The sequence below is a fragment of the Microbacterium sp. SORGH_AS_0969 genome, from assembly GCF_030818255.1.
Taxonomy (GTDB): domain Bacteria; phylum Actinomycetota; class Actinomycetes; order Actinomycetales; family Microbacteriaceae; genus Microbacterium.
In genome coordinates, this window is sequence record NZ_JAUTAG010000001.1 from 2275250 (window position 1) to 2288655 (window position 13406).

Consider the following 13406-nt stretch of genomic DNA (forward strand, 5'->3'; position numbering starts at 1 on the left):
CGGAGTTCTCGGGCGACGCGCCGCTGGGTGGGGGCGGGGTGCGGTGTGTCGGTGCCGAAGTCCGCGTGACGGTACAGGCGGTCGTGCCGTGCCGTCGTGCGGAGTTCTCGGGCGACACGCCGCTCGGCGGGGACGGGATGCGGCGTGTCGGCGCCGAAGTCGGCGTGACGGTACGCGCGGTCGGCGCGTGCGGGTGCTCAGACGGTGCGGAGTCCGTCGAGCGCGATCCGCACGATGTCGTGGCCGAGGCGATCGCCGTCGACACTGCCGCCGGGGCGGTACCACTCGACGACCGAGTTGATCATGCCGAACAGCAGGCGTGCGGCGACCGCGGCGTCGACGTCATCGCGCACACTGCCCTCCGCCTGCGCCTCGGCGACGAGGGCGGTGACGCGGTGGTCGAACACGCGTCGGCGCTCGAGCGCCGCCTGCTCGACGGCGCTGTTCCCGCGCACGCGAAGCAACAGGGTCACCGCGGGCAACTGGGCGACGAGCACGTCCGTCGCGCCGGTGAGGACGAAGCGAAGGCGATCGGATGCTGCGCCCTCACGGGCACCGGGCTGGTCGAGAACGGCCTCGAGGCCGCCGAGCGCCGCTTCGAGCGCGACCGCCAGAAGCTCTTCCTTCGAGGCGAAGTGGTGGTACAGCGCCGACTTGGTCAGACCCAGGCGGCGGGCGAGGTCGGCCACGCTCGTCGCGTCGTACCCCTGCTCGTTGAAGAGCTGCACAGCGACCGCGAGCAGACCCTCACGGTCGTACCCCGGACGCCCGCGGCGCGCGGGAGCCGTCGTCGTCGTCGAGGGGTCGGCAGCGGTCACGCACTCAGTGTGGCACTTCGATCGAGCGTTGCCGCGTCAGCGCGTGTCGCGCCACGAGTGCTGCGGGTCGTAGCCGAGCAGGCGGCGCGCCTTGTCGATCGACAGCAGCGTCGTGTTCTCGCCCAAATCGCCGCGCGTCTCGACGCCGGGGAACACCTCGGCGACGAGCTCGGCGTTGGGGCGGGTCATGACGGTGTCGGCCGCGGCGATGATGAACGTGTCGAACCCGGCCGGTGCCTTCTCGAGGGCGCGCTCGACGGCTTGCGCGCCATCACGCGCATCGATGTAGCCCCACAGGTTCCACTTGCGGGTGCGCGCGTCGGCGTCGAACGGGAACTCGGCATAGTCGTCGGGAACCATGACGTTCGAGAAGCGCAGGGCCGTGATCGACAGCTCGGGGTTCCAACGCACCAGTTCGACGGCCAAGCGCTCCTCGAGCGTCTTGACCAGCGAGTACACCGACTCAGGTCGCGGCGCGTACTCCTCGTCGACGGGGATGTAGGGCGGGTCGATGTCGAACGGCAGACCGAGCACCGTCTCGCTGGAGGCGTAGACGATTCGCTGGATGCCGAGGCGCACCGCCGCCCAGAACACATTGAACGTGCTGGTCATGTTGTTGTGGAAGGTCGCTACGTCGGACCGGATGCCGGGAGCGGGGATCGCGCCGAGGTGCACGAGGGCGTCGACGCCGTCGTGCTGATCATTCACTCCCGCGAGCGCGTCGATGACCTGGCCGTAGTCGGTGAGGTCGACCTGCACGAAGCCAGGACCGCGCTCGCCGCGAATGTCGAAACCGATCACTTCGTGACCGGCGGCGCGGAGCTCCCGCGCGACGACCGTGCCGAGCTTTCCGGACGAGCCGGTGAGAGCGATGCGCATGGGGCTCCTCGATGTCAGGGGACGTTCTCCGACGCTACCGCCGCCCTCCGACATCGGGGCCGTCTCCAGAAAGCGGAAATTCTGCACAGGTGTCCGCTCCGCGTCAACCTCTCGGTCCGGTTTCCGTCCGAAGTGTTTCGCTATGTGGACGGAACCGCCTCTTCAGCACCCCGGGTGTGCACGCACACCCCGACAGGAAATCGATGCCCTCTTTGTCCACCGCCACAGACGCGTTCCTCGCGTCGCGGGCGGCTGATGGCGACCAGCTCGCCTTCGGAGTGCTGGTGCGTCGTCACGCGCCGTTCCTCGTCGCGTTCGCCACCCGCCTCACCGGCTCGCGCGCCGACGCGGACGACTGCGTCCAGGAAGCCCTGATCACCGCGTGGCGGCGCCTGCCCGACCTCACCGAGCCCGAGAAGGTGCGCAGCTGGCTGACGACGATCGTGTCCCGCAAAGCGACCGATCGACTCCGCGCCCGCAAGGTCTCCGATCAGATCGATGAGCAGATGGTCTCGGCGAAAGACGACCCGGAGCGCTCGGTTGTGGCATCGTCGCAGATGGACGCGCTGAAGAACGTGCTGTCCGAGCTGTCCGAAGAGTTGCGCGTGGTCTGGGTGTTGCGCGAGATCGGCGGCCACAGTTACGACGAGATCGCCGTCGAAGTCGGCGAGAACGCGGCCACGGTGCGCGGCCGACTCGCCAGGGCGCGAAAGATCGTGCTCGAACGCATGCAGGACTGGAGGTGACGGGATGAGCGACGACATCGGGGGCTCGGGCTATTCGCTCGAGGACCTCTCCGCTTACCTCGATCGCGGGCGCGTTCCGCGCATCGCCGCGATCGAGCGCAATGCGGAATGCCAGGCCGTTCTGGCATCCATGGAACGGATGGGGCGGCTCTCGCGAGAGATCGTCGAGGAACAGGCCGCCAAACCCCTGGCCGAGTCCTGGTACGACTCGATCATGCGCGAGGTGATGCGCGAGTTCCGCGCGGGCCGCGATATCCCCCTCGTCCGAGGCGCCGACGGTGTCGAGATCGTCGTGACGGAGGGGGCGCTCTACGAGCTCATCCGTTCCGTCGGTGACGGCGTCGACGGCGTGCTGGTGGGGCGTGTGCGCCTCCAGCAGAACGAGCCCGATGCCCCGCTCGACGTGCGTGTCTCGGTGAGTGTGCGCTTCGGCCGGGCCATGACGGATGCCGTGGAAGAGATGCGCGAAGGGATCCGTGCCGCGATCCAGCGACACGGCGACCTGCGGGTGGGGCGCGTGGACGTCACCGTGGGCGACGTCCACGTCGACGGAGAGGAAGACCAATGACCGAGCTGACCACCGCTGCCCTCGCGCCGCGCATCGACCTCGCCGTCACCGCCACCGAGGGGGTGCGGGAGATGTACTCGGCACGCCCCCTCGTCGCCCGCGCCGTCGAGCGTGCCGTCGACGCCGAGGGGTCTCTCGCCGCGGTCGAGGAGGTCGACGGTGCACGTTCGATCACCGTCTGCATCGGCGTCTCGACCCAGGACGACTCGGTCGCGGTCGCTTCCGCGGTGGCGGCTGCGGTGCGCGGCACCGACGAAGCGGCTGCGGCGGCGACCGTACGGGTCCGCGTCGGGCGACTGGTGGCCCCCGCCTCCTGAACATCTTCTCGGCCCCGGCAAAGGACCGTCGCAATACGCTGGAAGCACCGCTCCCATCCTCTCGGAGGCCGAATGCCCACGCCGCCCGTCATCGCCGTCACCGGTTCCACCGGAGCCGTGGGAGGTCGTGTCGCCCGCGACCTCGCCGCCCGCGGCATCCCGCAGCGTCTGCTGGTGCGCGACGCCTCCCGCGCCCCGGCGCTCGAGGGCGCCGAGGTGCACGTGGCCCGGTACTCGGACGCGGATGCCGCGCGCGCGGCGCTGAGCGGCGTCGAGACGCTCTTCATGGTCTCGGCCTCCGAGACGGCCGACCGCGTCGAGCACCACCGCGAGTTCGTCGAGGCCGCCGCCGCGGCGGGCGTCCGCTCGATCGTCTACACGTCGTTCCTCGCGGCCGCTCCGGACGCCGTGTTCACTCTGGGCCGCGATCACGCGGCGACCGAGGAGATCATCCGCGCCTCGGGCATGCGGTGGACGTTCCTGCGTGACAACTTCTACATGGACATGATGGAGCTCTTCGCGGGCGACGACGGTGTCATCCGGGGCCCCGCGGGCGACGGGCGGTGCTCGCTGGTCTCGCGCTCCGACGTCGCGGCGACGGCCGTGTCGGTCCTGCTCGATCCCACCGCGCACGCCGACACCGCATACGACCTGACCGGCCCCGAAGCCCTGACCATGGCCGAGGTGGCCGAGAAGATCTCGGCCGTCCGCGGTCACCCCGTGCGCTTCCTCGACGAGACGGTTGACGAGGCCTACGCCTCGCGCGCGGCGTTCGGCGCTCCCCGCTGGCAGGTCGACGCGTGGGTGAGCACCTACACCGCCATCGCGAGCGGCGACCTGGCCGGCGTCTCGAGCGATGTCGAGCGGGTCACGGGTCGGCCGGCGCAGAGCTTCGAGGAGTTCCTGGGCGCTGTCGCGTGAGCATCGTCGGCGTCGGGTATGCTGGCGGCGTGCTGACCTGTCGCTGTTGTCGCTGAACGCCTCTCCGCGTTCGTTTTCGACGACCCCGTCAGCCGCGCCCGTACGGGCGCACAAACCCCTCAGGATGCCACCGTGCGTTACGCCCAGAGCGTCGCCGACCTCGTCGGCAACACCCCCCTCGTCCGTCTCACCCGCGTCACCGACGGCATCGCCGCCACGGTCCTCGCGAAGATCGAGTACGTCAACCCCGGTGGTTCGGCGAAAGACCGGATCGCCGCCAACATCATCGACGCCGCCGAGCGTGACGGACACCTGAAGCCGGGTGGCGTGATCGTCGAGCCGACCAGCGGCAACACCGGCGTGGGTCTCGCGCTCGTGGCCCAGCAGCGCGGGTACCGGTGCGTGTTCGTCGTCCCCGACAAGGTCGCCGAAGACAAACGCGCGGTCCTGCGGGCCTACGGGGCCGAGGTCGTGGTGACCCCGACCAACGTCGAGCCCGACGACCCGAACTCCTACTACAGCGTGTCCGACCGCCTCGTGCGCGAGATCCCCGGCGCCTTCAAGCCCAACCAGTACGCGAACCCGAACGGGCCCCGCAGCCACTACGAGACCACCGGGCCCGAGATCTGGCGCGACACCGATGGGCAGCTGACGCACTTCGTGGCCGGCGTCGGGACCGGTGGCACGATCAGCGGCACCGGCCGGTACCTTCGCGAGGTCGCCGGAGGCGCCGTGCGCATCATCGGTGTCGACCCCGTCGGCTCGATCTACTCGGGGGGCGACATTCACGGGTACGACGTCGAGGGCGTGGGCGAGGACTTCTGGCCGCCCGCTTTCGACCCGACCGTCGTCGACGCCTACGAGCGCGTGTCCGACGCCGAGTCGTTCGCGATGACCCGCCGCCTCGCCCGCGAGGAGGGTCTGCTCGTCGGGGGGTCGAGCGGCATGGCCGTCGTCGGCGCTCTTCGCGTCGCCCGTGATCTCCCCGCCGACGCGGTCATGGTCGTCGTGCTGCCGGATCACGGACGCGGCTACCTCAGCAAGATCTTCGACGACGACTGGATGCGCGCGCGCGGCTACGACGTCGAGCCCACGGCATCCCTCATTCCCACCCCCTCCGAGGAGCACTCCGCATGAGCACCCACGCCGCCGCCCGCGGCTTCGACAGCCTCGCCGTCCACGCGGGCCAGGCCTTCGACGAGACCACCGGCGCGGTCATCCCGCCGATCCACGTCTCGACGACCTACGCGCAAGACGGCATCGGCGGCCTCCGCGGCGGATACGAGTACGGCCGCAGCGGTAACCCCACCCGGACGGCGCTCGAGACGCAGATCGCCGCCCTCGAGGGAGGTGCACGGGCGCTATCGTTCGCCTCGGGTCTCGCCGGAGAAGACGCCCTGCTGCGCGCAGCCCTGGTCCCCGGCGACGAGGTGCTCCTCGGCAACGACGTGTACGGCGGAACGTACCGCCTCCTCGCCCGCGTGCTCGGCCCGTGGGGCGTGAAGCTGCGCGTCGTCGACATGAGCGACCTGGATGCCGTCGCCGCGGCGATCGAGGAACGCGCGCCGAAGATGGTCTGGGTCGAGACCCCCAGCAACCCGATGCTGCGCATCACCGACATCGCGGGTCTGGCGCGCCTGGGCCACGCGGCCGGCGCGATCGTCGTCGTCGACAACACCTTCGCCTCGCCCGCCCTGCAACGTCCGATCTCGCTCGGTGCCGATGTCGTCGTGCACTCGGCGACGAAGTACCTCGGCGGCCACAGCGACGTCGTCGGCGGGGCGCTCGCCTTCGCTGACGCGGAGCTCGCCGAGAAGGTGCAGTTCCTGCAGTTCGCCGCCGGTGCGGTCTCGGGGCCGTTCGACGCCTACCTGACCACGCGCGGCATCAAGACGCTCGCGGTGCGCATGCAGCGCCACAGCTCGAACGCGCAGGCCGTGGCCGAGCACCTCGCCGGTCACGACCGCGTCGCGCGCGTCTTCTACCCCGGTCTGCCGGAGCACCCGGGCCACGCGCTCGCCGCGTCGCAGATGAGCGGCTTCGGCGGCATCGTGTCGCTTGAGCTGGCCGACGGCGCCACCGCCCGCCGCTTCGCGGAGTCGACGCAGCTGTTCACCCTCGCCGAGTCGCTCGGTGGGGTCGAGTCGCTGGTGAACTACCCGGATGCCATGACCCACGCCTCCGTGCGGGGGACCGAGCTCGCGGTGCCCGACACCATCGTGCGTCTGTCGGTCGGCATCGAGTCGGTCGACGACCTGGTCGCCGACGTCGACCGGGCGCTCGCTTCGCTCTGAGTCGGACGCCGGGGTCCCGGCATCCACGCATAAACGCGATTCGCTCACGGAAACACGGGGAGAGCGTGTTTGTGCGTGCGGATCGTGTTTATGCGCGCGTGCCGATACCGCTGCGCGAACCCCGGCGGCAGCACGGTTCGTGCGGCGGGGGTATTTCGTTGCGGCGCCGGGGTCCCGGCATCCACGCGTGAACGCGATTCGCTCACAGAAACGCGTGGAGAGCGTGTTTCTGTGAGCGAACGGCGTTTATGAGCGTGCGGCGGGCCGGGGCGCGGAGCTCGCGCCCTCCGGGGCTCGCGCCGCCGCAGCCGCAGCGTGCGACGGTCGCGATGGCTGCGCCCGCCGCGGTCAGCGCTCCGCGCGTGCCAGATTCTGCGTCAGCTCGTCGGCGTTCTGGCGCACGACGTACGCGGGCTGGTCGCGCTCGACGCGCCAGCTCTCGCTGAGCGAGCCGATGTTGACGGTGTCGAAGCCGAACTCGTCGTACACACGCGTGATGAGTGCGACGCCCTCGTCGGAGTCGCTCGCGGTCGCCAGTGCGCGACGGTTGCCGGTGCCGGCGGGGGAGCCGTCGGTGAGGATGTCGGCGGCCATGATGTGGTTGAACGCCTTCACGACGACCGACTCGGGGAGGTGCTCCTGCAGCATCTGCGAGGTCGTGGTCTTCTTCTCGTCGAGGGCGGCGATGTGTCCGTCGCGCTCGAAGTAGTAGTTGTTCGTGTCGAGGACGATCTTGCCCGCCAGGGGAGCGGCCGGGATCTCGCCGATGGCCTTCAACGGCACCGTGACGACGACGAAGTCGCCGGCTTCCGCGGCATCCTGTGCCGTCGCCGCGCGCGCCCGATCGCCGATCGACGCGACGAGATCCGCGAGGGTCTCGGGCCCGCGCGAGTTGGCGATGACCACGTCGTAGCCGTTCTTCGCGAAGCCCTTGGCGAGGGCCGAGCCGATGTGTCCTGCTCCGATGATTCCTACGGTTGTCATGCTCGGATCAACGGCGGGGCCGGCGGGGACATTCCCGGCGAAGGGTCATTGTCATACGCGGTCTAAATATCTAGCAGTTCGAGATATCCGTGTCAATGGGGCACCTTCGTTCGACGCTCCTCGCTACCGTCAGTGCTGTCGCACCCTCGCGCGAGCGGTCGCGGACCGGTGTTCGGGTCACCGTGCCGCTAGACCTGCGAGGGCGACGGCCCCCGGTGGACGCGGCTTCGGACACCGGGGGCCGCTTTCGTTTCCCCCTGCGCGCGGCCTCGAGGGAAGACGCCGCGCGGCCGGGCGGGAGGTGCCAGACTTGACCCTCGTGCACGCCGACACCCGCGCCAAGCGCTCCGTCCGCTTCTTCGCCGTCTGCATCGGCGTCGGCCTTCTCGCCGGCCTGATGTCGGGACTGTTCGGCGTGGGCGGGGGCACCGTCATCGTGCCGCTTCTCGTTCTGCTGCTCGGCTTCGACCAGCGCTTCGCCGCGGGGACGTCGCTCGCGGCGATCGTGCCGACGGCCTCGGTCGGCGTCGTCACGTACGCCATCGACGGTCACGTCGCGTGGATCCCGGCGCTGATCCTCGCCGCGGGCGCCGTCGTCGGTGCCCAGATCGGCACGTGGCTCCTGCCGAAGCTGTCGCAGACGGCGTTGCGCTGGGCGTTCGTCGCGTTCCTCCTCGTCGTCATCGTGAGCCTGTACTTCGTGATCCCTTCGCGCGACGCCGAGCTCGTGCTCACCTGGATCACCGGACCCGGTCTCGCCGTGCTCGGTGTGGTCACCGGCATCCTGGCCGGTCTTCTGGGCGTCGGCGGCGGCATTATCGTCGTGCCCGCCCTGCTGCTGCTGTTCGGCACGAGCGATCTCGTCGCCAAAGGAACCTCGTTGCTCATGATGATCCCGACGGCGATCTCGGGCACCGTGGGCAACCTTCGTCGCTCGAACGTCGACCTCGCGGCGGCCGCCTGCGTCGGGATCGCCGCGTGCGCGACCACGGCGCTGGGCGCACAGATCGCGAAGGCCGTCGATCCGTTCGTGGCGAACGTCCTGTTCTCGATCTTCCTCGTCTTCATCGCGACGCAGATCGCGATCAAGGCGGTGCGGGGTCGCCACCAGCGCTGACGCGCCGATCGTCACGGGCTTCGGCCGACAGGACCGGGCGGACGCCCCGCCGTAGACTGGTTCGGTGCCCGTGAATCCTGAACTGGTCGGTCGTGTGTTCCCGCCGACCGCGCCGTACCTCGTCGGCCGCGAGAAGGTGCGCGAGTTCGCCCGCGCCGTCTTCGCCGACGCTCCGCAGCATTCCGACCCCGAGACCGCCCGCGCTCTCGGCTACGCCGATGTCGTCGCGCCGCCGACCTTTGCGATGGTCGTGCAGGACCTCACGCTCCAGCAGCTGCTCGGCGATCCCGACTCCGGCATCGAGCTGTCGCGCCTCGTCCACGCGGAACAGCGCTTCCGCTACACCCGCCCGATCGTCGCGGGCGACGAGCTCGTCGCAACGCTCTCGGTCACCGGCATCCGGTCGATGGGCGGCAACGCCATGATCACCAGCGAAGCGGAGATCGTGGATGCCACCGGCGCCCACGTCGTGACCACCACCAGCGTTCTTCTGGCGGGGGAGGCCGGCGCATGAGCGAGTTCACCGTGGGCGAGGTCATCGCCGAGCGCTCCGTGCACCTGACCCGCGAGTCGCTCGTGCGGTACGCGGGCGCGTCGGGCGACTTCAACCCGATCCACTACCGCGACGACGTCGCCGCCGCCGTGGGGCTTCCGGGCGTGCTCGCGCACGGCATGCTCACGATGGGCATCGCCGTTGGCACGCTCGCCGACGCGCTGGGCGACAGCGGACGCATCGCCGAGTACGGTGTGCGCTTCACACGTCCCGTCGTCGTCGACCCCGAGGCCGGTGCCGATCTGCACGTCAGCGCGAAGGTCGGTGCCGTCGACGACGACACCGCCCGTATCGACCTCACCGTCACGTTCGCCGAGACCACCGTGCTCGGCAAGGCGCAGGTGCGGGTACGGCTCGCCTGATGCCCGAGGTCGCCCCGATCCCGCTCTCTCAGCTCACGACGCTGCGCACCGGCCGCGAGCCCGCGCGTCTCATCGAGGCGCGCACGGCCGACGAACTCGTCGCGGCGCTCCGCGAGGTCTGGGCCGACGGAGACGAGTGGTTCGTCCTCGGCGGCGGCTCGAACCTCTTCGTCGGCGACGAGCCGTTCGAGGGAACCGTCATCCGCGTGCGCACGACCGGCATCGAAGAACTCCCCGGCTCCCGCCCCGACACCGTGCGCCTGCGCGTGCAGGCCGGGCACGACTGGGACGCGCTCGTCGCCGAGACCGTCGAGCGGGGTCTCGCGGGCATCGAGGCCATGTCGGGTATCCCGGGCACCGTCGGTGCCGCGCCGGTGCAGAACGTCGGTGCCTACGGTCAGGAGATCGTGCAGACCCTCGTCGAGGTGGAGCTGATCGACGAGTCGACGGGCGACGTCTCGGTGGTCTCGGCCGCCGAGCTCGGCCTCGGCTTCCGGACGTCGGTGCTCAAGCAGCACTACGGGTCGATCCCCGATCGTTCGGCGGTGATCCTCTCGGTCACCCTCGAGCTCGAGCGCGTCGGCTCCGGGGAGCGCCCGATCGCGGGGGAGCAGCTGCGCGGGGCACTGGGTCTGGATGCCGATGACGCCGTATCCCTGCGCTGGATCCGCGATCACGTCCTCGCGACCCGCGCCCGCAAGGGCATGGTGCTCGATGCGGAAGACCCCGACACCTGGAGCGCCGGCTCGTTCTTCCAGAACGCGATCGTCAGCGAGGCCTTCGCCCGTACCCTTCCCGAGGCGTGCCCGAAGTGGCCGATGGCGCCGGTCCTCGATCCGGTGACCGTGATCCCGCTCGCCGCGTTCGACGGCATCCTGCCCCCGCCCCCGATCGAGCGACACGAGGTCAAGGTGAGCGCCGCGTGGCTGATCGAGAACGCGGGCCTCCGTCGCGGGTTCCGGTTCCCGCGCTCGCGCGCCGGCCTGTCGACCAAGCACACGCTCGCGCTGACGAACCGCGGTGAGGCGACGGCGGCCGAGATCGCCGAGCTCGCCCGCTTCGTGCAGAGCCGCGTGCACTCCGAGTTCGGTCTGATCCTTCAGCCCGAGCCGGTCCTGGTCAACGTCGAGCTGTAGTCCCCTGCTCTGGCACCTGAGGGGTCAAATCTCGTCGCTTTGGCGCCCTCGAAGCGACACTTCTTGACCCCTCACGCGAGCCGGCGGGACAGGAGGCGGTGGATGCGAGCGATCAGAGTATCCGGGGCGTCGAAGTCGCGCGCGGTGACGACCGTCACCCGGTAACCCAGCGACTCGAGTTCCGCCCGACGAACCTGGTCTCGGCTCCATTGCCGCGGATCGCGGTGGTAGTCGCCGTCATATTCGACGATGAGGCGGGCGTCCCGGAAGAGCATGTCGACACGCGCGACGAACCGATATCCGTCGAAGATCTCGACGTTGCACTCGGGGACCGGAAGTCCCGCCGTCACCAGCAGGACGCGAAGCGCCGACTCCCTCGGTGATTCCGATCCATCGCTCGCCATATCAATGGATCGGCGTCTGGTCAGGGAGCCACGTCCGCCCAACAGGCGATTGTGCATCGTCTCGAGATCCGCGCGGGTGGCGAGGGGATGCCGTCGCGAAAGGAGACGATCGGTGATCGCGGTCAGTTCCGCCACGGAGAGCCACTCCGCGAGTTCTGCCCAGGTACGCACGGGGGAGGAGCAGCGGATGCCCCCGATTTCGACGACGTCCTCGGACGTGACGTCGAGTCGCCGTCCGATCACCCCCTTCCGGCGGATCCGGACCTGTGAGCGCGGCACGCCGACGAACGGCGTCTGCATCGCGCGCGACTCCCACCGGCGCGGCAGGGGCAGACCCAGGATCACGGCAGCCGTAGGCCCGCAACAGAACGCGCCGTCGGGGAGTGCGCGGACGAGCGCGGCGATGCGCCCGAGATCGTCGTCACTCTGGGCGACGACTCGCACGCCGCGATGGGGAGAGTCCCATGCACGAGATCGCACTGTGCTCGCCGATAGCCCGCTGGCACGGGCCTCAGCAAGGGTGAACGCCGGTGACGGAGCGCGGTGCACGGGGCTGCGAGGCATCCCTCATCGTGCCCGCTTCGCCGGATCCCCCGCTCACGCTCTCCACAGCCCTCCTCGTCGAAAGAGTGAGGGGTCAATTCCTGTCGCTGAGATGGAGTCCGAGCGACAGAAACTGACTCCTCACCGGGGGAGGGGAGGGGGGAGGGGAGAGGGGAGGGGGGAGTTAGGCGAACAGGCGCTGGAGGCGCTGCACGCCCTCGAGGAGCTGGTCGTCGCCGAGGGCGTACGACAGGCGCAGGTAGCCGCTCGGGCCGAAGGCCTCGCCGGGAACCACGGCGACCTCGGCCTTCTCGAGGATGAGGTCGGCGAGCTCGAGCGAGGTCGTCGGCGTCACCCCGTCCCACGACCGGTTGAGAAGGCCCCGCACGTCGGGGTAGACGTAGAACGCGCCCAGCGGGTTCGGGACCTCGACGCCGTCGATCTTCGCCAGCTCCGACACGATGAGCTGACGGCGGCGGTCGAAGGCCAGACGGAACTGCTCGGCCTCGTCCTGCGGGCCGTTGAGCGCTGCGGCCGCTGCGATCTGGGCGACGTTGTTGACGTTGCTCGACAGGTGCGACTGCAGGTTGCCGGCGAGCTTCATGGCATCCGCCGGGCCCACCATCCAGCCCACGCGCCATCCGGTCATCGCGTAGGTCTTGGCGACGCCGTTGACGAGGATGGTCTGCTCGGCGAGTTCGGGCACGGCCTCGACGATCGAGACGGCCTTGACGCCCTCGTACGTGAGGTTCTGGTAGATCTCATCGGTGATGACCCAGATGCCGTGCTCGAGGGCCCAGCGGCCGATCTCGGCGGTCTCTTCGGGGGTGTACACCGAGCCGGTGGGGTTCGAGGGCGAGACGAAGACGAGCACCGTGGTCTTGTCGGTGCGCGCGGCCTCGAGCTGCGCGACGGTGACCTTGTAGTCCTGGTCGGCGCCGGCGAACACCTCGACGGGCGTGCCGTCGGCCAGCGCAATCGCTTCGGGGTAGGTCGTCCAGTACGGCGCGGGCAGCAGCACCTCGTCGCCGGGGTTCACCACGGTCTGGAACGCCTGGTACACCGACTGCTTGCCGCCGTTGGTCACGATGACCTGCGAGGGCGCGACCTCGAGGCCCGAGTCGCGCAGGGTCTTGGCCGCGATCGCCTCACGCAGCACCGGGAGGCCGGCGGCGGGGGTGTAGCGGTAGTTCTTGGGATCCTGCAGCGCCTTCGCGGCGGCATCCACGATGAACGACGGGGTTGCGAAGTCGGGCTCGCCGGCCGCGTACGAGATGACGGGACGGCCGGCGGCCTGGAGGGCCTTGGCCTTGGCGTCGACCTTCAGGGTCGCGGACTCGGCGATGGCGGAGAGCTTGCGGGAGAGCGGGGCGCGGGAAGTCACAAGGGAGAGCCTAATGTTTTCGCGCTTCCGCGCCGAGGATCATGACGACCAGGGCACCAGCACGAGCAGGGCGGGAACGAGCATCAGGATGCCGAGCCCCAGCGCCACGATCGACCACACGCGTCTGCCCGCTCGGCGCGTGGCGACGATCAGTCCGATCACGGCCAGCACGATGACGATCACGCCGTCGCCGAAGAGCAGCGGCAGCAGGATGATGCCGAGCCACCAGATCGCGTTCATCTCGGGGATGAGCCCCACGAGGTAGACGAAGAGTGTCGGGATCGCGAGGACGGCGGCGAGGATCACCGCGACGATGCCGAGGACGTCGGCGGGGCGCCGGGGGGAGGCGGGGGCAGTGGCCATGCGGTCACGGTAGCGCG

General features: G+C 69.9%; 16 protein-coding genes. 10 read left to right on the plus strand and 6 right to left on the minus strand.

Annotated elements, in window-relative coordinates; genetic code table 11:
- Positions 1-197: 197 nt before the first annotated feature.
- Positions 198-818: a TetR/AcrR family transcriptional regulator gene (locus QE388_RS10555; protein ID WP_307385217.1), complete on the minus strand. Its 621-nt coding sequence runs from the start codon at positions 816-818 to the stop codon at positions 198-200.
- 36 nt (positions 819-854) lie between these two features.
- On the minus strand, positions 855-1697 hold the full coding sequence (locus tag QE388_RS10560; RefSeq protein WP_307385219.1) for an NAD(P)-dependent oxidoreductase: 843 nt from the start codon (positions 1695-1697) through the stop codon (positions 855-857).
- Positions 1698-1900: 203 nt separating this feature from the next.
- On the opposite strand from QE388_RS10560, the gene QE388_RS10565 reads away from it, so the two are divergent.
- From QE388_RS10565 to QE388_RS10590, 6 genes are all read left to right on the plus strand, one after another.
- Positions 1901-2443 (plus strand): RNA polymerase sigma factor, encoded by a 543-nt coding sequence (locus QE388_RS10565; protein ID WP_307385221.1) that lies wholly within the window; start codon positions 1901-1903, stop codon positions 2441-2443.
- A gap of 4 nt (positions 2444-2447) precedes the next feature.
- Positions 2448-3011, plus strand: a complete 564-nt coding sequence (locus QE388_RS10570) for an Asp23/Gls24 family envelope stress response protein (protein ID WP_307385223.1) — start codon at positions 2448-2450, stop codon at positions 3009-3011.
- A complete protein-coding gene (locus QE388_RS10575; RefSeq protein ID WP_307385225.1) occupies positions 3008-3328 on the plus strand; it encodes a hypothetical protein in 321 nt (106 codons plus the stop codon). Before QE388_RS10570 ends, QE388_RS10575 begins: the two co-directional genes overlap by 4 nt.
- A gap of 72 nt (positions 3329-3400) precedes the next feature.
- Complete coding sequence (locus QE388_RS10580) at positions 3401-4249, plus strand: SDR family oxidoreductase (protein ID WP_307385227.1); 849 nt, start codon at positions 3401-3403, stop codon at positions 4247-4249.
- Between the two features lie 132 nt (positions 4250-4381).
- Positions 4382-5386, plus strand: a complete 1005-nt coding sequence (locus QE388_RS10585) for a pyridoxal-phosphate dependent enzyme (RefSeq protein ID WP_275797449.1) — start codon at positions 4382-4384, stop codon at positions 5384-5386.
- Positions 5383-6543 carry a cystathionine gamma-synthase gene (locus QE388_RS10590; RefSeq protein ID WP_307385230.1) on the plus strand — a complete coding sequence of 387 codons (1161 nt, stop codon included), beginning with the start codon at positions 5383-5385 and terminating at the stop codon, positions 6541-6543. The genes QE388_RS10585 and QE388_RS10590 overlap by 4 nt, the downstream gene beginning before the upstream one ends.
- A 348-nt stretch (positions 6544-6891) precedes the next feature.
- On the opposite strand, the gene QE388_RS10595 is transcribed toward QE388_RS10590, so the two are convergent.
- Complete coding sequence (locus QE388_RS10595) at positions 6892-7527, minus strand: NADPH-dependent F420 reductase (protein ID WP_373426618.1); 636 nt, start codon at positions 7525-7527, stop codon at positions 6892-6894.
- Between the two features lie 319 nt (positions 7528-7846).
- On the opposite strand from QE388_RS10595, the gene QE388_RS10600 reads away from it, so the two are divergent.
- The 4 genes from QE388_RS10600 (at position 7847) to QE388_RS10615 (ending at position 10695) form a co-directional block, all read left to right on the plus strand.
- A complete protein-coding gene (locus QE388_RS10600; protein WP_373426642.1) occupies positions 7847-8644 on the plus strand; it encodes a sulfite exporter TauE/SafE family protein in 798 nt (265 codons plus the stop codon).
- A 64-nt stretch (positions 8645-8708) separates the two neighbouring features.
- Entirely contained in the window at positions 8709-9158 is a 450-nt protein-coding gene (locus QE388_RS10605; protein ID WP_307385233.1) for a MaoC family dehydratase N-terminal domain-containing protein, read from the plus strand.
- Entirely contained in the window at positions 9155-9559 is a 405-nt protein-coding gene (locus QE388_RS10610; RefSeq protein WP_275797440.1) for a MaoC/PaaZ C-terminal domain-containing protein, read from the plus strand. Before QE388_RS10605 ends, QE388_RS10610 begins: the two co-directional genes overlap by 4 nt.
- A complete protein-coding gene (locus tag QE388_RS10615) occupies positions 9559-10695 on the plus strand; it encodes a UDP-N-acetylmuramate dehydrogenase (RefSeq protein ID WP_307385235.1) in 1137 nt (378 codons plus the stop codon). The genes QE388_RS10610 and QE388_RS10615 overlap by 1 nt, the downstream gene beginning before the upstream one ends.
- Before the next feature lie 71 nt (positions 10696-10766).
- Here the strand turns inward: QE388_RS10615 and QE388_RS10620 are convergent, their stop codons facing one another.
- The 3 genes from QE388_RS10620 to QE388_RS10630 form a co-directional block, all read right to left on the minus strand.
- Complete coding sequence (locus QE388_RS10620; protein ID WP_307385236.1) at positions 10767-11543, minus strand: endonuclease domain-containing protein; 777 nt, start codon at positions 11541-11543, stop codon at positions 10767-10769.
- 283 nt (positions 11544-11826) lie between these two features.
- Complete coding sequence (locus QE388_RS10625; RefSeq protein WP_307385237.1) at positions 11827-13026, minus strand: pyridoxal phosphate-dependent aminotransferase; 1200 nt, start codon at positions 13024-13026, stop codon at positions 11827-11829.
- Positions 13027-13065: 39 nt separating this feature from the next.
- Positions 13066-13389 (minus strand): hypothetical protein, encoded by a 324-nt coding sequence (locus QE388_RS10630; protein ID WP_307385238.1) that lies wholly within the window; start codon positions 13387-13389, stop codon positions 13066-13068.
- Positions 13390-13406 lie beyond the last annotated feature (17 nt).